The organism is Vibrio neptunius (assembly GCF_000967495.1).
GTDB classification, from domain to species: domain Bacteria; phylum Pseudomonadota; class Gammaproteobacteria; order Enterobacterales; family Vibrionaceae; genus Vibrio; species Vibrio neptunius.
The window spans coordinates 104,601-124,132 of record NZ_JXXU01000011.1 but is presented as its reverse complement, the minus strand read 5'-3'; the positions used below and the strand labels follow the sequence as shown (position 1 = coordinate 124,132).

The following is a 19,532-nucleotide window of genomic DNA, read 5'->3' as shown; positions in this document are numbered from 1 at the left end:
TAACCGTTCAAAAGTTCTCTCTAGGCGAAAATATATTTTATGTGGGTTGGTATTTAGATTTGTCTAAAACCTCTATCTGGTGTCGGATGTCGAGCATGGTGGGGTTGAGCATTTGACTCAGCTCTCTACTGAGCAGCAGTTTACTCAATCAGTGGCGAGCCGATGGATGGACGAAGCCGAGGAGCATATAAGTATGGTCGTCGCTTTTGTGCTTAAATTTAATAGTGAGGATGATTTTGAGCACAAGTCGTTATTGTCAGAACATCTAGCGAGAAATCGCAATGTTTAACCGGTCGGTTATATTGGCAACAACCATCGTGCTTCATATCAGATAAAAATGTCTGAAGTACCTGAATTGATAAAAAGTGGCATCAAGCCCCCTTGGTTGGTTGTCAACGAAACCGGGCAGTATTTGGGCGTGGTCACAAGTCAGGATCTTCTCAGCCATTTTGCCAACGAGTAGCTAAGAATCGCTGGTGGCACTTATCTAAGCAAGTCTGCTATTATCCGCTTCCATTAAAAACAATAGTGATAGCTCACACCATGGTTCAGCAATTGTTAGCAGTGTTTCCTCCTATGCTTTTAGGCGCTCAGTTGATTTTGACGCTTATCTTAGTCAAAGGGGATATTTGTCCTGGCCAGCGAGGCCGTATTCATAAAGTACTCCCTGTACTCGCTATTATGTGGCTAGCCGTCGCGTCGTTGAAAATCGAAGCCATGATGGTGGTGTTTGCGATTGCTTACTTTTACTCGCAAGTTCAGACCAAAAAAACTCGGGTACAAGGCCCATTGTGGGTGATGTACCTTGCTAATGGTCTGGCCTTGGCTTATGTCGCCATTGGCATTGGTGAGCAGCCTGATTTAGCGGCAAGTATAAACGTATTTGTTCAGATCATTCTTCTAGGCGCTCTGTTTGCTCATTTACTCCTTACGGTCGCTCGCACTAGACTTCAGGCTTTTCATCGTATTTTGCCAGTAACGGGTGTTATCTCAGCAATGTTGATGAGCCTAGCAATTCTCTTAAAAGCTTTTGGCCTAGAAGAAGTCACCTTAACTCAGGCGACTCAACCTTTATTGATAGGTTTTGCACTTCTAATTACTTCAGTCCTCATCTGGTGTTGGCACATCATTGTGTCGAAAACCGTCAACAAAATTCAGTTAGCAGTAGCATTACTGACGTTAGTTTCGGCCACAACGTTTAATCAAGGCTTGTTCGTTCTTTAGAAGCGGCTCACTTTAAATTTGAGGATTTGAAGCTACGCTTGTGTTAGGTGATCAGCACAGGAGTGTAGCTATGGATCTAAGTAATGCTGGAAGATTAGATAGCGTCATCTTGCTTGGTATTGTTAACGAAAAGCTGAGACTGGAATGTAACAGTTTTGAGGAGCTTGTGACCATGTATGAAATGGATATCGAAATTGTGATTGGCAAGCTCGATGTCCTCGGTTATCAGTATGATCCTCTCACCAATCAGTTTAAATCTTACGACAGATAACATGTAAAAAGGAGGCTGAATGCCTCCTTTTTCATACTGTTTTTATCCCTTCTAGATGGCTCTTCGATTGCTGTCGTGCGGTATTAAAAAACGCCTGAAGGTAACGTTTATCTTTGTCTGAGTTGCGAGTCGCGGCGAAAAGGCGTCGCCATAATCCATCACCAAGCGAAATACTGGTTATTAACCCCTGACGAGAGAATTCGCTGATGGCCCAATTTGGTAACGCGGCGACTCCCAAGCCTGCTGAGACCATTTGTACTAACATCAGAGTGTTGTCAGCCTGTTTCCATTTTGCTGGTTCAATACCTGCTGGGTGGAGAAAATGTTTCACCACATCCAGTCGGCTTTTTTGTACCGGATAAGACAACATAGTTTCGTTTTCCAAATCACTTGGTTCGACAGATGTGTTTGCCGCTAATGGGTGATTGGTCGCGGTGACAAGGCGCATTTCAAAATCAAACAACGGTTCGTAATGGACTTCTGACCTAGGCTGGATATCCGAGGTAATGACTAAATCCAACTCGCCACTCATCAACGCAGGCAGAGGCTCGAAACCAAATCCCGATGAGAAGTCCAGAGTTACGCTTGGCCAAGCAACTTGGTACTCCCTCAAAGCTGGCATTAACCATTGGAAGCAAGAGTGGCATTCAATTGCCATGTGCAGGCGTCCATTGACGTCTTCTTTCAGGCTGGCAAGTTCATTCTCTGCTCGGGCTAATCGTGGCAGCACTTGATCCGCCAAATTCAGAAGAATCTCGCCTTCAGATGTAAACCTTACCGGGCGTGTTTTGCGCAGAAATAACTGACCGCCAATTCTGGCTTCGAGATCTTTTATTTGATGAGACAAGGCTGACTGAGTCAGATGTAACGTCGTTGCGGTAGCGGTTAACGACCCCGTATCTCGCAACGTTGCTAATGTTTTCAGATGCTTAAGCTCAATCATGAAATCCCTTCAACCGTAGTCACTGATGATGAATATAACTAACTTACCTGCATTTTTTAGGGGTGTAAACATCTAGACGTCTAAAAATTTAAATGATTTTTAATATAGAGCTTTTACATGTAGAGCATAAGTAACATGAAATAATCTAATAAACAGGTTGAATAATTGGAACTTGTTCCGTCATGAGGTTGGCGAGATAGTTTAGCCATCCAGACGCCTTCTATGCCGTCTGAACAGAACATGCATCTACGATTACAAACCAGAAGGATTAGGGCTATGACAACAACTCATATTTTGGGATACCCAAGAATTGGTGAAAAGCGTGAACTTAAGTTTGCGTTGGAGAAATACTGGCGTGGTGAAATTGAACAGGCTGAGCTAAAGGCCGTTGGCGCCGAGCTACGTAACAAGAACTGGCAGACGCAATCTGATGCAGATCTGAGTTTCGTTACTGCCGGTGATTTTGCATGGTATGACCATGTACTTACCACGACTTTATTGTTGGGCCATGTGCCTAAACGCCATCGCGATGGCTTCCCGGATCTGGATACCTTGTTCAAAGTGGGGCGTGGGCAGTCGCAGGTGAGTTGCGATTGTAATGGCTCTGCGGCATCAGACATGACCAAATGGTTTAACACCAATTACCATTATATTGTGCCAGAGTTCAGTGAAGACGATAGTTTTGACGTCATCTGGCCGCAACTGTTTGAAGAGGTGAATGAAGCAACGAAAGCAGGTCATAAGGTGAAACCCGTTCTACTGGGGCCTATCAGCTACCTTTACCTTGGCAAAGAGGTGGATGAAGGGTTCGATCGCCTAACCTTGCTACCACGTCTTCTCACTGCCTATCAGAACATCTTGTCAAAGCTGTCTAAGCAAGGGGTCGAATGGGTGCAGATAGATGAACCCGTATTGTCGCTAGAACTCGAAAAACCTTGGTTAACTTCATTCAAACTCGCGTATCAGGTGATTCGCAGCGACATAAAAGTGCTGCTGACAACGTATTTTGATTCCGTTGATGACACATTAGATAAGATTGTTGAACTCGATGTTGATGGTTTGCATATTGACCTAGCGGCCGCACCTCAGCAACTGAGCACCGTAGTATCTCGTTTGCCCAAAGAGTGGATACTGTCTGCAGGCGTGGTTAATGGACGCAACGTTTGGCGCACTGATCTCAGCACACAGCTTGAGCTTTTGCAGCCTGTTAAGCAGCAATTAGGTGATAGGTTATGGGTCGCGAGTTCATGTTCATTACTGCATAGCCCAGTTGATTTAGAGCTTGAACCTGCGTTGTCGGAAGAAGTTCGCAGTTGGTTCGCCTTTGCCAAACAGAAGGTGCATGAAGTTGCTTTGTTAGGCAAAGCACTGGACGGCAACCAGCAAGCCATTCAAGAATGTGTTGTCTATAGTGCTCCGATTGAGACACGAAAAACCGCAACACACGTTAACAAACCTCAGGTGCAGGAGCGATTAAATCAAATCACCAAATCGCTGGCAGAGCGCAGCGCACCCTATGAGGAACGCGCAGAGTATCAAAGTGCTGTGCTAGGTTTACCGCTTTTCCCAACAACGACTATTGGCTCATTTCCTCAAACTCACGAAATACGAGTTCAGAGAAGTGCTTACCGTACTGGTCAATTGTCTGACTCTGAATATGTAGCAGCCCTAAAAGGGCATATCGAAGACGCCGTGAAGCGACAGGAAGCATTGGATCTCGACGTGCTGGTTCATGGTGAAGCTGAACGAAATGATATGGTTGAGTACTTTGCAGAGAACTTGGCCGGTTTTCAAACCACAAAGTTTGGCTGGGTTCAGAGTTACGGGTCTCGCTGTGTGAAGCCTGCGATTGTCGTTGCAGACATTGAACGCGAGAAGCCTATTACCGTTAAGTGGTCGACCTATGCACAATCGCTGACGTGCAAACAAATGAAAGGGATGTTAACTGGGCCTGTCACCATCCTTTGCTGGACGTTTCCTCGTGAAGACATCTGTCGCAAGGAGATCACCAATCAACTAGCGCTTGCATTGCGTGATGAAGTGTCTGATCTGCAGGAAGCAGGCATCAATATTATCCAGATTGATGAGCCTGCGATTCGCGAAGGTTTGCCACTCAAGAAGCGTGACCATGCAGAGTATTTAGAATGGGCGGTGGATGCTTTCAAAATTTCCGCAGCCAGTGCAAAACCAGAAACCCAGATACATACGCACATGTGTTACTCAGAGTTTAACGAGATCATCGACTCAGTCGCAGCATTGGATGCAGATGTGATTACGATTGAAACATCGCGCTCCAATATGGAGCTCCTTAAAGCGTTTGAAGAGTTTAATTACCCGAATGAGATTGGTCCAGGTGTCTACGATATTCACTCGCCTAACATCCCAAGTGAGGAGTGGATTGAAGGATTGATCAACAAAGCAGCAGAGAAAATTCCAGCGAAAAGGTTATGGGTGAATCCAGATTGTGGTTTGAAAACACGAAATTGGGCTGAAACAGAAGAGTCACTAGCCAATATGGTGTCGGCGGCAAAAAAACTGCGTAAAGAGTTTGCTTAACAAAGGGACGCTGCGGATTTAAAAATGCCGATCGATAGATCGGCATTTTTGTGTTTGGATATAGTTAGATAGATTCGCCATTCACGGTTACTTGAACATCAATATTACCGCGAACGGCATTAGAATATGGACATACCTGATGAGCAACGCGAGTCAATTCCAGAGCCTGTTCCTGAGGTAAATCAATATCTGCAGCGAGGCTAATAGTCAGCGCAAATCCGCCATTATCATTTGGGCCAATCCCGACTTCTGCAGTGACTGGTGCTTGACTGATCGCCACTTTCGCTTCGCGAGCAACGTGCAAAATAGCATTAGAAAAGCAGGCAGAGTAACCAGCCGCAAATAGTTGCTCTGGGTTAGTCGCTGCGCCACTGCCGCCCATTTCTTTAGGGTAAGCAAGTTCTAGATCAAGTAAACCATCGTCAGTTTTCACTTGGCCGTTACGACCTGCGAGCGCTTTAGCTGAAGTTTTGTATAGAGTTGTCATGTCATCTTCCTTTTATTTAGGTTGTGTGCAATTTAATTGCTTGCAATATTAGATCGAAAATTATCTGGAATGCAACTATATTGTGCGCAACTTAATTGTTTTTGTTTGATAGGTGTCGAATGAGTAAGTGCCAAAATGTAGAAAACATGACGGATGAAGAGAAGCTATTGCTGGATAATCAGCTTTGTTTCCCACTTTACAGTGCGGCTAATGCGGTAATTCGTGCTTACCGACCTATGCTTGAACAGCTGGGTCTTACCTACTCTCAATATTTGGTGATGATGTTGCTTTGGGAAAAAGATGGCGCCAGCGTAAAAGATTTGGGAACAAGGCTCCATCTTGATTCAGGCACATTGACCCCATTGCTGAAAAGGCTGGAAGTGAAAGGGTTTGTTGCCAGAGGCAGAAGCCAAGAGGATGAGCGTGTAAGAGTACTTAACCTGACCAATGCTGGTCAGGCGCTCAAGGATTCGGCGAAATCAGTGCCTAACGCGATGCGATGCAAAATTGATCTTGAGGTCGATGAACTGGTTACGCTTAAGCAACTATGCGAGAAGGTTCTGAACAATCTAGTCTAGGCTATACGCGATTATCCCCTGAACTAAAGGCAATCGTCTGGCTGATTTGGGTCAGGCTGCGCCCACTTTGTTGTTGCCATTCGGCGAATGCTTTATTGGCAGCATCCAGAGAGCGTTTGGTGTCTCTGCCACCTTCAATAATTTTGCAGTTTCTTAGGTAGGCTTCGACGTCTCCAGACATAATAAAGGTGTCGACACCCATTTGACGAAGGCTATATGGGCCGGTGTTGCCTCCCAGTCGACTCCCTTTCTTCTTCAGGAAACTCCATAATTCTGTAATAGTTTCGCTTGGCCATTCGGCGATCATTTTGCCGAAAGAGCCATGTTCCAGAGATGCTTCATGAATCATTTGTGCGTTAGAGTGTATGGACTTCACTTTAGCGTGATGGCGAATAATGCGTTTATCCGCGGCTTTGGTATCCCATTGCTCATCAGACAACATCAATAGTGATTCGATCTTAAAACCGAAGAAGACCTCTTCAAAGTTAGGCCATTTGTTTCGAACCACAGCCCATGAAATGCCACTTTGAAATACCTTCATACTGAATGCAGATAACCAGCGATCGCTGGGAATGGCTGCGATTTCTGCTTTGCTGAGAGGGTTAGAAAGCAAGGCTTCCAGCTGGTCTTCGCCACCTTTGCGTTCTGCTGCTCGTTGATAGATATGTTCAAATTTTTCAACTGTCATGTGCTGTGTCCTTTTATTTTTCGTTATCATATCAGCCTGTTATGCCTTATCTCAATTGACCTTGTCGGCAATTATTAAGGATGCAATCGGCAAAGGTCCGATTTTTCAAAGAGAGTCGTTTGCTCTTGTACAGCAAATGATAGATTTGGGATCAAGCACGTTTTGTTCGAGAATCTATTAGCTGACCATTAGTGAGATGGTCGACAAAGACTGGATGCAGGTTTTAGCTCGCCTTTATCTGGATAGCAATTTTTGTGAATCTTCTGCGTTAACTCTTTTCAGTGGTGTACTTACAGCCGAAGATCATGGGGTCATGATTTTGGGTACTGAAGGGGCGCAGACGTTCGATTTATCCTTTGACTGGAGACCTAAAGCAACCCGTTCAGTGTGGCAGTGTATAAAATGTCACAGCGACAAGTCGAGGCAGCGGAACAAGGGGGATGGCTTTTAAACAGGTAATCTCAGAATAGTAAAAGGCCAGAGCAACAACCCTGGCCTTTGTTGTTACAGTGTCAATAGGTAATTGACCAGCTCATTATACTCTTCAACAGAGCCAATTTTATCGGCGTTAACGATGTATTTGTCATTTACTAACACGCCTGGTACACCAGTCAGCGTACTTTGCTTAAATTGCTTGTCGAAACGCTTTTGCATCGAGTTCACCACAAAGCTGTTGTACGTTGAGTCAAACTTTTTGGCATCAACGCCATTATCGATAAAAATTTGGCGAAGTGCGTTTTCATCTTTGGGTGCGCTGCGACGCTCGTGAATTTGCTTAAACATAGCCGGTACCAAGCTCTTTTCGACATCCAGTGCTACCATGGTCGCATAGGATTTAGCCATTGGTATCGCCATATCACTGCCCATAAAGGCTACATGAACTTTCTCGAACTTTGCGTCTTTTGGAAGTGAAGCCTTAAGGCGATCGATCACAGGTTCAAAGTTATAACAGTGTGGGCAGTAGAAAGAGAAAAACTCAGTGACTTTCGGCGTTTTTGACTTATCCGTTTCGATCACTTTGTAATGTGTCCCTTCTTCGAACTTAGCGGCGTTAGCGGCGAGTGAAAATATCAAGGTGGCAAATAGGGCGAATAGTTTTTTCATTGTATTAATTCCTAATAGATACAGTTAGTTGCCGGTAAATAACCGGAGTGAACGTGAACATTAAGAATTACGCAATAGGAGGGCGGAACAGAGCCTGAATACGAGCCACTGCTTTTTCGGCCTTATCTTGATTGATAAGTGCCAGTGAAGTAGGGATTGCATCTGCAAAGATCAGTTCGGAGATATAAGGTACTTTCAGCAGGCAAACTGAGGCACAGCAGTGATGCGATGACTGCCCCTCACTGTGGTTGGACTTTGGGCATTCTATTGGATGAACCTGAGAGAGGCTGTCGAGATTTAGTGTACTGTGAGTCGATGCTATCGTTGCTTTTTCTCCAGCTGCTACGCCCACCGCTACACCCATAAAAATTAGTGCAAGAGTGAGAAGAAAAACAATAGCTAATGAACGATTTTGTAACAACACAATCAACCCAAAATGAAATTGAAATTAGCTTAACTGATTTGCCAGTAATGATAAATATTCAGTTTTTCTTTTTGTTGGTCGAACTTTATTTGTGTGGCGGATGTCCTACCAAACAAGTTTGCTAATTCTATAAATTTATGTCTAGTTTTAAAGATATTTTGCTATTTGGTACCTTGTTTGTCTCTAGCGGCGTATTTGCTAATTCCTCTCTCACCTATCAATTGTCGATTGACCCCGACGATGCAGACAAAGTCATCGTCAATGTAGACACAAGTGGCTTAGAGCAAGTCAAAGTATCACCTGCACGCACCTTAACCCATAGTGACCAGCCAGTAATATCCTGCCAAACCGCTTCGGGCATTATCACGGCTCTAGATGGTTTGCATTCTCAGAAATGCCAGCAGATTGAATGGTTTTTGAAAATGAAACACACACCTGATCACGGTATGGATATCTCACAACAAATTGATAGTCGAAGCGTTGATAAGGGTTGGTATTTTATTAGTGAGTGGGATTCTTTGCCACGTGTCGAAGGGAGTCGTAATATTCGCGTCTGTACTCCGGAGCAAAATTGCCAGGAGATGCCGGAGCTATCAGAGCCTCCCATGTTTGTTGTTTGGGGAATGAAAAGTACAGAACTAAACATCAATGACAACAAAGTGACCGTTTTCAGCGATGCCCCTCAAGTGATGAAGCAAGTAGAGCAATGGAAACCGGTATTAGAAACGTCACTACGTTACTTGAACAGCGTATTCTCGAATACACAGCGACGAGACTGGCAGATGGCCTTTTTCAAAAAGGACCGTTCGTCAGGGAGCTTAAGTGGAGCCGCCGGTCAGAACATGATTTTGATTAATGCCTGGTTAGAGCAAGGAAAACTCACACCAGTTTCATTAAAGATGCTTCTTAAGATTGCTGCGCATGAGTCAGTCCATGTGTTAGATTCAGCCAGCAGGCCGACTTGGGCAGCGGAAAGTCTTGCAGAGTACTACGCGATAAAATCTTTACAAACTACGCCTTATGCTGCGGATAACCCGATTCATTTCTGGCATGGCTTTGCTCAAAAGTTCCCTTTCTCGAGCACAGGGCTTATTGAAGCAAACCGTCTCTTCAGTGAACAGGGAGCGGGGCAATACTATCCGTTGTTTTACTTTAAAGGCTCTGCGTTTTGGTATGAACTGGATGCAGCCTTGAGTCACACAGGCTCAAGTCTAGACAGCTTGATGAGTCAATTGAACTTTGAAACTGATGGAAGCTTATCTATAAAGTTTGTTAATGCAGTAACTGAGAAAATAGGTGATAAGGAATGGACAGCGATCAGCCTTCGTTATTTGTGATTCTGTTCGGTATGCACAGCAAATGGGAATCTTGCTCCCATTTGCTTATGTCATACAAGCATTATTGATTGAAGTAGTCAGCCATAATTTTATTGGCGTCGATCTTTTTCAACCCTTGATCAATGATCGATTTCCATTTCATGCCGGTTTCGTCGTTAGCAAATGCAATGAACAATTCTTTCTCTTCCAATAGTTTAGAGTTCATCTGCAGTTGGTTCTTCGCTCCTGCGAGGGCCTTATCACTGGCGAGCAAATAGCTGAGAACGTTACTGTCTATAACGGCGAGAGGAATTCGTTGTCCTGAAACTTTTTTCAGATTTTGGCTATCACTAGTTACCGCTTCCGATTGAAGTGCACCACTGGCAATCATGCTGTCGAGTTCCTCGGTATTCACATAACCACGAACCACGCCGATTTTGGTTGATTTTAAATCTTGCAAGTTGCTCCACGATATTGGGTTCGCTTTATTCTCGACGAAGCCAAGAGGGCCTGTTCCTATGGGCTCTGAAAAGATTAGATCGGATGCCTCAAAGTGGTATTCAGGAAAGTAACCTGCATACTTGGTTTGATTTTTTGCAAGGTGAACGGCTCGTTCCCAAGGGTAAAACTCAACAGTTAACTCATGTCCCATTGCTTCAACAGCAGCTTTGACAACGGCTACGGAAGCACCTTGAGAGTCGAGGCTTCTTCCTGCATAAGGGGGCCATTCCAGAGACGTTAAGGTGAGGACATCACCGCGAACTGGCAACGCAATTAGCATTAGACTCAAAAGCATCAGTGTCAGGTTGTGCATTCGCTTACTTCCTTGTTGTTGATAGTGTATTAACAGCATAGACAACATTGGTCGGTAGAGATGTCGAAAATCTTCAATCTTTGGTTTTTTACTAAAGGTAATCTAATGATAGAAACTAAGGAGAACCGCAGATGAAAACTAGATTGAATTACTTCAATGCCGCCCCTGAAGGCATCCAGATTTTGATGGCGCAGGAAACCTACCTTCGTAGCCAGTTCGAGCAACAAGACACGCTATCGATCACCATCTGGGAGCTGATTAAGCTTCGCGTGTCGCAGATCAACCAGTGTGCATTTTGTATTGACATGCACAGTAAAGAAGCATTGAAACAAGGAGAGCCATACTCTCGTCTCATTGGGCTCAATGCTTGGCGAGATACGCCCGAATATAGCGATGAGGAAAAAGTTGCGCTACATTGGTCTGAATGTATCACAAAATGTAGCGATGTCGACGAAAGTGCTTATCAGGCAACACTGAATACGTTTGGTGAACAGGGACTCGTTATCCTCACGCTGGCTATCAATGCAATTAATAGCTGGAATCGTATCGCCAAAACGTTCAAGCCTGAAATTGGTAGTCTTTCGGCAGACTAACGGCAGGAGTAACACTCAACAAATGGATTTTGAAATAGTCAATCCAGATGGTCTACTAGCCGATCATATTCAGGCAATATGGTCGGCTAAAGTGTCTGTTGGGCAAGCCATCTCCAAACCTCTATACTGTGATGGAGGCTCTGGGGTGATGTTTGTACTAAAAGGGCAGGTGAGTTTAGAAGGCAGAGCATATAGTCAAAGCGCGGTGTATCATCCATATAGCATAGTCACCAAGAACATCACTATGTCTTGTGAGGCCGAGCTTTGCGGGGTCCGCTTTCACCCTGGTATGCAGTTTTCATTTTTGGACGAGCTCATTGAAGCCAGCAAAGTAAACCGTCAAGATGGGTTTTGTTTCGAACCTTCAAAGGCTTTGGTCACGCAATTATCCGAGCAGCAGAATCATAGCAAGCGAATAGCGCTGTTGATGAATTGGTGCTCAGAATACGTGTCTCAACATGACGTGGATGAAGACAGAGCTAAGCTGATTCATCTTGCGCAGGATGGCAAGATAGGCGAGAGCTTTGGCGAAAGCCAAAGGCAAGTTGAACGCAAATTCAAACATTGGGTGGGAATGAGTCCAAAGTACTTCCAACGTCTTCGTCGAGTGCATGCCAGCATTCAAAACCTGAGAGACAACCCTCAACTCTCTTTAGCCGAACTGGCTGCCTATCAAGGTTTTTCCGATCAAGCTCATATGACGAGAGAGTTCAAAAATTTCGTGTTGATTACTCCCGGACAATTCAGTCGCCGGCTAAAACAAAAATAGCTCGTACTCTCAGATTGCTCGCCACTATCTTATTTGAACGGCTCTAGATATTCACTGACCAGTTTTGATATCTTCCTTCCATGTACCTGATTGACGACCTTTAATATCAGCATAGCAGGATCGCAGACTATGCGAGACAATTGTTGCAACGTCAGTTCTGGGGCTGGATAAAGGGGTCTTTATAGGGTGTTTTCATTCAACAGTGATGTGATTTCCCTGCTCTATGTTCGACATAACAGGTTGAGGGACTGAGAAGGTTTTGCCCTCAACTCCAGAAGACGTTGGGTTTCTTGGCCAATAGGTGATATACGCAGTGAGCTTTGCCAATAATAAAGACCAAAGCTAGCGCTTCTATCAGGAACAAGTGTTCTTTAGTCATTAGGTGGGGAGAATAAAAGGCGCAGTTTTTGCCGAAAAGATAACTGCTTCTGACGTATATCCTGCAAGAGGTCTCCCCATTCTTTAAATGTCACTACCAGTGGATTGAAGCTGTTGATGGGTTTAGTGACACCGTAGCGTACGGTTTCAACTTCAGGTTCAAAGGTACCGAACAGTTTGTCCCAGATAATGAGTACACCAGCGTAGTTTTTATCGATGTACTGAGGGTTACGACCATGATGCACTCTGTGATGAGAAGGGGTATTAAATAGATATTCCAATGGGCCAAGTGTTCGAACCCACTGAGTGTGAACGAAGAACTGCAAACCCAAGTTTAACAGTACGGCAAAAATGACCCATTTAGGCTCGAATCCTATGATCACAAGCGGCACCCAGAATAGCCACATCCCCGCAATGGGGTACATTAAGCTTTGTCGAAAAGCCGTGCTGAAGTTCATGCGTTCAGAGCTGTGATGAGCAACGTGCGCAGCCCACATCCAGCGAGTGCGATGACTGGCGCGATGAAACCAGTAGTAGAAAAAATCTTGCAGTATGAGCAGAATAATAAAGCTCGCAACACCCATTTCTATGTCCATCAGTCGCCAGCCAAACAACCACATGTAAAGCTGAATGATTAAAAGCCCAGTCAACAGGTCCGCTAGTTGATGCATGCCCGCGAGAGTAAAGTTACATAATACTTCTGGAAGAAAATAGGATGAATTTTGTGGAAGATGACCGCGTTTTTGGCCGATGAAGTACTCAGCCAACATCAAACCAATGAAAAGGGGGGCCAATAGCATCAGAAGCCATTCAGGGTTGTCGATAAGAATACTGAAATTCATACAAAGCTCCGAAAATATTACCAGCGAGCGAAGTGATCTTCGGTTAAACCAAGTTGCTGTTCTACTGTGTGATGGACACCATTGTCATCTTTGATGACACCTGAAAAGTGGCCGATAAACTGACGAAAATTGCTTTGTAGAACCCACAAGTTGAGTTTTTCACTTCTGTTGTTTAGTGGTGTAAAAGTCAAATCGACTCGACCATCATCAGAGAAAATACGCCATTTCTTTTGGTTCGCTTGGCGATCAAAATGAAAGTGGACAGCACCGAGTAGATGCCGAACCTCATCAACCCATAGAGCATTCTCATGACTGCCCGTTTCGTTAACCCCTGCAGCTAAGTTGAGGCCAAGCTTGCTCTTGTCACTGAAACCATTGATGCTTGCCCATCGCCAACTTGTTTCGCGTCGCATATAGCCCGCTGAAAAGTCATAGCCACCCAACGCGAGAGAAGTGTCAATCTGGTTGCCACCTACCGTAATATTTCCCTTAACGGCCAGCGCGTTGTGCTTTTTGGTGTAGGTCCAGCCGTTATAGCCAGTAGGCGTGCAAAGTGAGAGCGGCAAGCTGCTGCTTGGTGGTTGGAGCGAAACATCGAGTTGCAACAAATCCGTGCTGGCTTTGACCTGCCAATTAGGGTAGGCAATCTCAAACGCTAGTTTTTTGGCCGCGATGTGACTGGATCCTTGATATGGAGATGGGGACATTTGTTTGTCGATGTTTAAAGGTCTTAACCAGCTTTGCTCTACCAGAGTGTCGGTTTGGACGTCGTAAACATAACAAAATGCAGATCCTACATAGCGAATATCTGCGATGGCTAGGCCAATCACGTAGCGTGGTGTCATGATGCTGACAAATTGAAACTGCTTGTAGTGAAAGTATTTTTTCAGCCTACCGACTTTGCGATCCATGTTATTGCAGTATGCAAAGTGTTGGATTCCCAATTGTTTTGGTACGCCATCAAAATGACCGAAACAGGGCTTTCCATTCGACTGGATAAGGTATTCAGGGGCAGCTTGGCTCATCATCATGATAACCTCACAATCCAATAACATTTCCATCAGTGTTGCGTGTTTGGTTGAGATTAAACAGGTCATTTTCGGCCATAAAGTTAACTAATATCACAATTAAAGGGAGTGAACTCCGTTATCCTGAAGATTAGGTCGAACGAGGAATAGGCATGGCGATCATCGCACAATATCTGCCGGTTGATCATCGATATCAGTTGGGGGTATTAGATATCTCTTTGCTGCTTAGTGTCGTGCAAGAATATGGCCTCGATGTGGATAGCTTACTCAACCAAGCAGGTTTACGGTCCATAGACTGGCGCAGCCAGGAAAGTCATATCAGCTATTCAGACAAGTTGTTGATATTTCGATACGTACAGAGATTCTTTCCCAATATCAGTTTGGGATTGTTGCTTGGTGAGCGAGCGACGCTGAGCCATTTTGGTATCCTTGGTTACGCTGTTTTGAGTAGTCGAACTGTCTTTGAAGCGATTAAAGCAGGGTTTAAATATCTGGATCTCAATGGCCCTATTTTTTCTGTAAGAGTATGTCGCGATGCTGACACAGCCTCCATTGAGATTGAAAATGATTTGGAGATTGGTCAACTACTTCCTTTTTGTACTGAGTACTTTTTTAGTTCTATAACCTCTTTATTTTTTGAACTGACTGGGCAGCGCTTGATGATAGATAAGCTGGAACTGCCATACCCAAAACCTGACTACGCCACTCACTATACAGAGCGTTTCTGCTGTAGAGTGTTGTTTGAACAACCACGCTGCGCGCTGACTTTTAATGCCAATGTTATGGATTGGAAGTTAGCTAGCCACAATTCAGATTTACTCAATACCTATCTCAACTCCTGTGAGTCTGTGATGGCAGTATTGCAATCACCTACACGATTAAGTAATCAGATCAAAGCCTTTCTCTATCAGAGTGTTGGTATGTTCCCTTCTATTGATGACATTGCCGTCCAACATGGATGCTCGGTTAGGACTTTAAGAAGGCAACTCAATCAGGAGCAAACCAGTTATAGAGAGCTTGTGGATGAAGTACGCTTCGAACTCTCTAAAGAATTTTTGCTAAGAACACACTTGACTACAGAAGAAATGGCTTTTCGGCTTGGATACAGTGATAGCGCCAGTTTCAGGCGGAGTTTCAAGCGCTGGTCAGGTACGGTGCCCAGTTCTTTCAGAGCATTATGAAGTGGTATTAACAAGCTCTAAAGCACGTATCACCATCCATTGTTTAGATTGCAACTACAATTAATATTATTTATTGATATTTGTGTTTTTTATGAACCTTGTAAGACTCATCTCATTACTGTTTTCACTGTGTGTATTTTCATCGTTGGCCAATGATAAGACGGTTCGGTTTGCCGTGGGAGATTGGGAACCTTACACCAGCTCTCTGTCTGACCCAGAATTGAAAATATCGGAAACTCTGGTGCGAAGAGCATTCGAAATTCGCGGATATGCTGTCGAGCTAGAGTACTACCCTTGGGTTCGATCTTATCAATACGCGATTCGAGGTGAATTTGATGGTTCTTTTCCTTGGATGAAAAATGAAGACAGAGTGAAAGACTTCATCTATTCAGAGCCATTTTTTAGTCAACGTGTACAGTTCTTTTATCACTCAGACATACCATTTTCTTGGCACGATGCAAAAGATCTAAACAAATTTCAAATTGGTGCTACCCAAGGCTATCAAGCTACCCACTTTATGGAGCAATTGGGTGTCGACTTTGAAGTGAACAACTCGGAAGAAACCAATTTTCAGAAAATGGCGAAAGGGCGATTAGACGCTTATCCAACGGGTGTTGAACGGGGCTTGTACCTCATTAAACACTATGTGCCCGAAGCACTTAGACCCTATATAAAACTCCACGCCAAACCCTTGCTTGAAGACGACATGTTTGTGATCTTCAGTCGATTCAATAGTCAACGCAGCCGTTTATTGGTGAGTGAGTTCAATGCAGGTTTAAAGCAACTGATGGAAACGGGTGAATATAAACAAATAATGCAATCGGAGGCTGAGTTTTTGCAAATGATACAGAGAAACGACTAATTCTTTGGTTGGATATGAATGAGTATAGTCAAAATGACTACCTTATTTACGGCTAATCATGCCTAGGGCGTAACAATGTACAAGCGTATTAAGATAACTCTGGTCACTGCCGTTTTTCCCATTTATGCCTTTGCCGCTATTAACATGGCTGAAGTTAACGCTTACGCCTATGAAGGTCTAGCGGAAATATGTGCCAACTCGAGGAACATTCTCGGCTCAGAGCTGAAAGAGATAAAAGTGCTCTATCTGAGCAAGAAACGCTCTAGGCAGGCAATGTTTCCTGCTGACCCGAATTTTGCCTATTACGCGGCTAAGCAACTTTGGGACATCGGAACAGGTGATCATCCTTCTTTTGATGAATGCGTGTCGCTACTGAGTAAGTAGTGAACATTAATTGATTCGGTTCGCTGCTTTCCCAGTCAGCTTGTTGAGCTTATTGACGGCATCACTGATCGGCCCAAGCACTTTCGTCGTGTTATCACAATAAATTGTGATGTCAATCCCATCACTTTTACAAACTGATGATGTTGTTGTAAAAGCCAAAAGGAGCCGTTGCGACTCCTTAGCGTTAATCTGAAACTCAGTGATTTTTCCCCATTCATTAGCGCGCCTAGCGCAATGGCTGGTGAATAGCACTAACCCATTAGTTGTGAACGAGCGTTAGACCACTTGGCAGCGCATCACCAAAGACGCGCTTCGATTCGCTCTCAGATAGCTCTTTGACTTCTTCAACCAGCGAGACCCAAGACTCTGGAACCTTACTTTGTTTTAGCTTAGTTAGAACTTGCTCGCGGTAATCATCAGAGATATCGAATAAACGGTCACCTGTCTTACGACAAATCATCACGGTGGCGAATGCAATCATCGGTTCTTTGAGCCAGTTTTGTTCTAGCAGTTTAGGCAGCCACTGCTCAGCTTGTTCACGAGGGATGACACTATGCTGGCTACCGTATAAGGGTGTTCGTGACGCTAGGCGACCCAACGCCCACCAATGAGCCTGTTCAAATTGATTGTGGTTGATGGCTTTGCTTAAGAACCAGCTGGCTAACAGCACTTTATCTTCCACTTCAAGGTGCTCAAGTGATGCAGATAGTCGAACCATAGACTCGTAACCCATGTCTTGCGCTGTTTTGGCTGACTGAGGGTTCTTCATCGCACCTGGGTGTAAGTATTTGGCAATATCAGCCAACAGTGTTTCTTGTTGCTCCTGACTTAACCCGCCCGCGATGCGACGCCAGAACACCCACCAGTCTGTCCAGCCCTGATGGTTTTTGAACTGAATACCTTGCTGATATAGGCCCCACACTTGTTCGATTCGCCAAGAGTCGGTGGCATCGCCAAAGCCAGGTCGCAGTGAGAAGCCTGCTAAGCGAAGCCAGCTTTTCTCATGAGCTTCTGAGCGGCGACGGCGTTTACGGCCTTGTGCAAAAGCATCGAACAAATGACGTAAGGTTCTAAAATCCCAGTCGTCTCGTTTACCTAACTTTCTTTCTAAGTCTTTTGCGAGTGTCTTGATTTCTTTTGCGTCGGCGCTTTTCTTGTTGCCGCTGTAGAGGCGGGAGATGAGCTCTTTAGACTCAGAAAGGCGCGGGTGCAGTTGCTCTTGCTCTGTGTCGTCCGCTTGCTGATTGCGAACTTCGAATTCCAGCTCCCAGCGTTTGTTGTCATCTTCAACGCTGACACATTCCATTTTTAGCGTGCCAACTTCAGTTAGCTGGCAGGCCAGTTGCACCTCAACACGTTCTTTCTGGTTAGCTTGAAGATCAGTCCCTTCACTTTCCAGAGTTGAAATATATGGAGGAAGAGGCGAGAAGATATCTGGGTCTACTTCGACCATCACACCGTTTTGAATTTCGGTGTTGTGAGTCAGTGTGTCGTGGGTAGACGTTAGCAGGTTAAAGCGAACGGGCTCACCCAGCGTTAAGGAGAATCGACGTCCACTTAAGCGAATCTCATGCCCTTCGTCCGTGCCTTTCGCCAGAAGGCAAAGTGCTTTGCCCATCTTGTTTTTTTCCTGTAAATGCAGGAAGTAAGAACGTGCAGCACCGCCACCAATCTTAAGCTGAGCGCCACGGCGAGCCTTACCAAATGCAACGGCACCAAGAGCGACTGACCAATCAGGATGTGGGTTATCGAGTACTGTCACAGGAGCGCCGCGCCAGTTGCCAAGTAGGCTGGTTACTCGCTCGGTAACCAGCTCGCTATTAAATACACCACCATTGAGCAACAGGCCAACAGGAATGGCTGGCGTTGATGTGTCTTCTTGACCTAATGCAGAATAAGAGACTTGTTGATGCTGATTAAGAAACTCTGCAACGTGCTTACTGACCGCAGGGTCTGCAACATATGGCAATCCAAACTCGACCATCGCGCTGCGGCGTTTGTCTGGCACTTCACTGAAATCGGAAAGTGGGAAAAAACCATCCAGAGCAATTTGATGGACTTCTTGTTTGCTGAGGCCAATACTCTTTGTCCCGCCAAGTAGCTTAGACCCGCTGCCCAGCATGGTGATTTTTACCTCGTCAGGCGCGCTCACTGACAGCAAATCTTCTTTTGCTTTACGAGTTTGTTGAATCAGTTTAGTTAGGCTTGCTGCGGTGAGTTTCTTACTTTGATTAAAGCGGCTTTCCGCGAGATGTGCTAATGCCAAGTCGAGGTTGTCACCACCAAGCATTAAATGCTCGCCAACACCAATTCGATCCAATGCCAATTCATCGTTGTGATACTTTGCTTCAATCAAACTCAAGTCGGTGGTACCACCGCCGACATCGCAGACCAGAATCAGCGGCAACTCTTTGAGCTCGTCAGCAGCCGTTTTCTGGTGGCGCGCATACCAGTCGTAGCATACCGCTTGTGGTTCTTCGAGTAAGACGATCTTCTTCAAGCCCGCCAGCTCAGCGGCTTCCAGAGTGAGCTTACGCGCGGTCTCATCAAACGAAGCAGGAACAGTTACGACGACGTCTTGATCTTCTAGCTTGTTGCTTGGGTAACGATAGTTCCAAGCTTGGCGAATGTGGTTGAGGTAACTTGCGCTAGCAATGACAGGCGAGACTTTGTCGACGTCTTGCGCACCAGCCCATGGAAGGATATCTGAGCTGCGATCCACCGCTTGGTGTGAGAGCCAGCTTTTGGCACTGGAAACTTGTCGGCCTTCTACCTTCGCGCCCAATTCACGTGCCCATTCACCAACGATGACATTACTGATGTCACCAGAAACGGGTTGGTTTTCCCAAGGAAGTGTTAGGTCAGAAGGGGATATTTGACCAACGGCTGGGTGGTAGCGGAAAGAGGGCAGCAGTGGCTTACGAACCACTTCACCCGGACCAATTAATTGGTCGATATCAAACAGGGATACTTCGGATTGTTCAAGGTTGTCGGTGATTTCACAGTAGGCTACCACAGTGTTTGTGGTGCCAAGGTCAATACCAACTAGAAAACGAGGAGATGCCATACAAACCTTCGTGTATTTAAAAA

21 protein-coding genes are annotated in these 19,532 nt (G+C 45.1%); 12 read left to right on the top strand and 9 right to left on the bottom strand.

Going from position 1 to position 19,532, the window contains the following annotated elements; genetic code table 11:
- Positions 1–79: 79 nt before the first annotated feature.
- From TW84_RS24955 to TW84_RS04725, 4 genes are all read left to right on the top strand, one after another.
- Entirely contained in the window at positions 80–289 is a 210-nt protein-coding gene (locus TW84_RS24955; RefSeq protein ID WP_045974521.1) for a hypothetical protein, read from the top strand.
- Between the two features lie 48 nt (positions 290–337).
- Entirely contained in the window at positions 338–463 is a 126-nt protein-coding gene (locus TW84_RS25170) for a hypothetical protein (RefSeq protein ID WP_275041655.1), read from the top strand.
- An 80-nt stretch (positions 464–543) separates the two neighbouring features.
- On the top strand, positions 544–1,224 hold the full coding sequence (locus tag TW84_RS04730) for a hypothetical protein (RefSeq protein WP_045974520.1): 681 nt from the start codon (positions 544–546) through the stop codon (positions 1,222–1,224).
- A 70-nt stretch (positions 1,225–1,294) separates the two neighbouring features.
- Positions 1,295–1,495 carry a DUF4250 domain-containing protein gene (locus TW84_RS04725; RefSeq protein ID WP_019275688.1) on the top strand — a complete coding sequence of 67 codons (201 nt, stop codon included), beginning with the start codon at positions 1,295–1,297 and terminating at the stop codon, positions 1,493–1,495.
- 31 nt (positions 1,496–1,526) lie between these two features.
- On the opposite strand, the gene metR is transcribed toward TW84_RS04725, so the two are convergent.
- Complete coding sequence (gene metR, locus TW84_RS04720) at positions 1,527–2,438, bottom strand: HTH-type transcriptional regulator MetR (protein ID WP_045974519.1); 912 nt, start codon at positions 2,436–2,438, stop codon at positions 1,527–1,529.
- Between the two features lie 276 nt (positions 2,439–2,714).
- Here metR and metE point away from each other — a divergent pair, with 276 nt between their 5' ends.
- Positions 2,715–4,994, top strand: coding sequence for a 5-methyltetrahydropteroyltriglutamate--homocysteine S-methyltransferase (gene metE, locus TW84_RS04715; RefSeq protein WP_045974518.1), 2,280 nt, complete (start codon positions 2,715–2,717; stop codon positions 4,992–4,994).
- 64 nt (positions 4,995–5,058) lie between these two features.
- Here the strand turns inward: metE and ohr are convergent, their stop codons facing one another.
- Positions 5,059–5,481 (bottom strand): organic hydroperoxide reductase Ohr, encoded by a 423-nt coding sequence (ohr, locus tag TW84_RS04710; RefSeq protein WP_045974517.1) that lies wholly within the window; start codon positions 5,479–5,481, stop codon positions 5,059–5,061.
- Positions 5,482–5,600: 119 nt separating this feature from the next.
- On the opposite strand from ohr, the gene ohrR reads away from it, so the two are divergent.
- Entirely contained in the window at positions 5,601–6,059 is a 459-nt protein-coding gene (gene ohrR / locus TW84_RS04705; protein ID WP_045974516.1) for a transcriptional regulator OhrR, read from the top strand.
- A 1-nt stretch (position 6,060) separates the two neighbouring features.
- On the opposite strand, the gene TW84_RS04700 is transcribed toward ohrR, so the two are convergent.
- From TW84_RS04700 to TW84_RS04685, 3 genes are all read right to left on the bottom strand, one after another.
- The gene (locus TW84_RS04700; RefSeq protein ID WP_045974515.1) at positions 6,061–6,747 is read right to left on the bottom strand and encodes a DNA-3-methyladenine glycosylase I; all 687 of its coding nucleotides are present in this window, start codon (positions 6,745–6,747) and stop codon (positions 6,061–6,063) included.
- Positions 6,748–7,251: 504 nt separating this feature from the next.
- Complete coding sequence (locus TW84_RS04690; RefSeq protein ID WP_045974513.1) at positions 7,252–7,851, bottom strand: thiol:disulfide interchange protein DsbA/DsbL; 600 nt, start codon at positions 7,849–7,851, stop codon at positions 7,252–7,254.
- 67 nt (positions 7,852–7,918) lie between these two features.
- Complete coding sequence (locus tag TW84_RS04685) at positions 7,919–8,275, bottom strand: hypothetical protein (protein ID WP_045974512.1); 357 nt, start codon at positions 8,273–8,275, stop codon at positions 7,919–7,921.
- Positions 8,276–8,412: 137 nt separating this feature from the next.
- On the opposite strand from TW84_RS04685, the gene TW84_RS04680 reads away from it, so the two are divergent.
- Positions 8,413–9,612, top strand: a complete 1,200-nt coding sequence (locus TW84_RS04680) for a hypothetical protein (RefSeq protein ID WP_045974511.1) — start codon at positions 8,413–8,415, stop codon at positions 9,610–9,612.
- Between the two features lie 61 nt (positions 9,613–9,673).
- Here the strand turns inward: TW84_RS04680 and TW84_RS04675 are convergent, their stop codons facing one another.
- The gene (locus TW84_RS04675) at positions 9,674–10,405 is read right to left on the bottom strand and encodes a substrate-binding periplasmic protein (protein WP_045974510.1); all 732 of its coding nucleotides are present in this window, start codon (positions 10,403–10,405) and stop codon (positions 9,674–9,676) included.
- Between the two features lie 131 nt (positions 10,406–10,536).
- Between TW84_RS04675 and TW84_RS04670 the strand changes: the two genes are divergently transcribed.
- Positions 10,537–10,998, top strand: a complete 462-nt coding sequence (locus TW84_RS04670) for a carboxymuconolactone decarboxylase family protein (protein ID WP_045974509.1) — start codon at positions 10,537–10,539, stop codon at positions 10,996–10,998.
- Positions 10,999–11,020: 22 nt separating this feature from the next.
- Positions 11,021–11,767 carry an AraC family transcriptional regulator gene (locus TW84_RS04665; RefSeq protein WP_045974508.1) on the top strand — a complete coding sequence of 249 codons (747 nt, stop codon included), beginning with the start codon at positions 11,021–11,023 and terminating at the stop codon, positions 11,765–11,767.
- 371 nt (positions 11,768–12,138) lie between these two features.
- Here TW84_RS04665 and TW84_RS04660 read toward each other — a convergent pair whose 3' ends face one another.
- Both TW84_RS04660 and TW84_RS04655 read right to left on the bottom strand, forming a co-directional pair.
- Complete coding sequence (locus tag TW84_RS04660; RefSeq protein WP_045974507.1) at positions 12,139–12,987, bottom strand: sterol desaturase family protein; 849 nt, start codon at positions 12,985–12,987, stop codon at positions 12,139–12,141.
- 17 nt (positions 12,988–13,004) lie between these two features.
- Positions 13,005–14,018 (bottom strand): DUF2804 domain-containing protein, encoded by a 1,014-nt coding sequence (locus TW84_RS04655; RefSeq protein WP_045974584.1) that lies wholly within the window; start codon positions 14,016–14,018, stop codon positions 13,005–13,007.
- A 149-nt stretch (positions 14,019–14,167) separates the two neighbouring features.
- Here TW84_RS04655 and TW84_RS04650 point away from each other — a divergent pair, with 149 nt between their 5' ends.
- The 3 genes from TW84_RS04650 (at position 14,168) to TW84_RS04640 (ending at position 16,442) form a co-directional block, all read left to right on the top strand.
- A complete protein-coding gene (locus TW84_RS04650; protein ID WP_045974506.1) occupies positions 14,168–15,196 on the top strand; it encodes an AraC family transcriptional regulator in 1,029 nt (342 codons plus the stop codon).
- A gap of 91 nt (positions 15,197–15,287) precedes the next feature.
- Positions 15,288–16,058: a substrate-binding periplasmic protein gene (locus TW84_RS04645; RefSeq protein ID WP_045974505.1), complete on the top strand. Its 771-nt coding sequence runs from the start codon at positions 15,288–15,290 to the stop codon at positions 16,056–16,058.
- Between the two features lie 75 nt (positions 16,059–16,133).
- Positions 16,134–16,442 (top strand): hypothetical protein, encoded by a 309-nt coding sequence (locus TW84_RS04640; protein ID WP_045974504.1) that lies wholly within the window; start codon positions 16,134–16,136, stop codon positions 16,440–16,442.
- Positions 16,443–16,701: 259 nt separating this feature from the next.
- Here TW84_RS04640 and TW84_RS04635 read toward each other — a convergent pair whose 3' ends face one another.
- Positions 16,702–19,509 (bottom strand): Hsp70 family protein, encoded by a 2,808-nt coding sequence (locus TW84_RS04635; protein WP_045974503.1) that lies wholly within the window; start codon positions 19,507–19,509, stop codon positions 16,702–16,704.
- Between the last annotated feature and the right edge of the window lie 23 nt (positions 19,510–19,532).

Coding starts and splice junctions, on each gene's coding strand:
- TW84_RS25170 (WP_275041655.1), top strand. CDS start 338: ATGTCTGAAGTACCTGAATTGATAAAAAGTGGCATCAAGCCCCCTTGG.
- TW84_RS04730 (WP_045974520.1), top strand. CDS start 544: ATGGTTCAGCAATTGTTAGCAGTGTTTCCTCCTATGCTTTTAGGCGCT.
- TW84_RS04725 (WP_019275688.1), top strand. CDS start 1,295: ATGGATCTAAGTAATGCTGGAAGATTAGATAGCGTCATCTTGCTTGGT.
- metR (WP_045974519.1), bottom strand. CDS start 2,438: ATGATTGAGCTTAAGCATCTGAAAACATTAGCAACGTTGCGAGATACG.
- metE (WP_045974518.1), top strand. CDS start 2,715: ATGACAACAACTCATATTTTGGGATACCCAAGAATTGGTGAAAAGCGT.
- ohr (WP_045974517.1), bottom strand. CDS start 5,481: ATGACAACTCTATACAAAACTTCAGCTAAAGCGCTCGCAGGTCGTAAC.
- ohrR (WP_045974516.1), top strand. CDS start 5,601: ATGAGTAAGTGCCAAAATGTAGAAAACATGACGGATGAAGAGAAGCTA.
- TW84_RS04700 (WP_045974515.1), bottom strand. CDS start 6,747: ATGACAGTTGAAAAATTTGAACATATCTATCAACGAGCAGCAGAACGC.
- TW84_RS04690 (WP_045974513.1), bottom strand. CDS start 7,851: ATGAAAAAACTATTCGCCCTATTTGCCACCTTGATATTTTCACTCGCC.
- TW84_RS04680 (WP_045974511.1), top strand. CDS start 8,413: ATGTCTAGTTTTAAAGATATTTTGCTATTTGGTACCTTGTTTGTCTCT.
- TW84_RS04675 (WP_045974510.1), bottom strand. CDS start 10,405: ATGCACAACCTGACACTGATGCTTTTGAGTCTAATGCTAATTGCGTTG.
- TW84_RS04670 (WP_045974509.1), top strand. CDS start 10,537: ATGAAAACTAGATTGAATTACTTCAATGCCGCCCCTGAAGGCATCCAG.
- TW84_RS04665 (WP_045974508.1), top strand. CDS start 11,021: ATGGATTTTGAAATAGTCAATCCAGATGGTCTACTAGCCGATCATATT.
- TW84_RS04660 (WP_045974507.1), bottom strand. CDS start 12,987: ATGAATTTCAGTATTCTTATCGACAACCCTGAATGGCTTCTGATGCTA.
- TW84_RS04655 (WP_045974584.1), bottom strand. CDS start 14,018: ATGATGATGAGCCAAGCTGCCCCTGAATACCTTATCCAGTCGAATGGA.
- TW84_RS04650 (WP_045974506.1), top strand. CDS start 14,168: ATGGCGATCATCGCACAATATCTGCCGGTTGATCATCGATATCAGTTG.
- TW84_RS04645 (WP_045974505.1), top strand. CDS start 15,288: ATGAACCTTGTAAGACTCATCTCATTACTGTTTTCACTGTGTGTATTT.
- TW84_RS04640 (WP_045974504.1), top strand. CDS start 16,134: ATGTACAAGCGTATTAAGATAACTCTGGTCACTGCCGTTTTTCCCATT.
- TW84_RS04635 (WP_045974503.1), bottom strand. CDS start 19,509: ATGGCATCTCCTCGTTTTCTAGTTGGTATTGACCTTGGCACCACAAAC.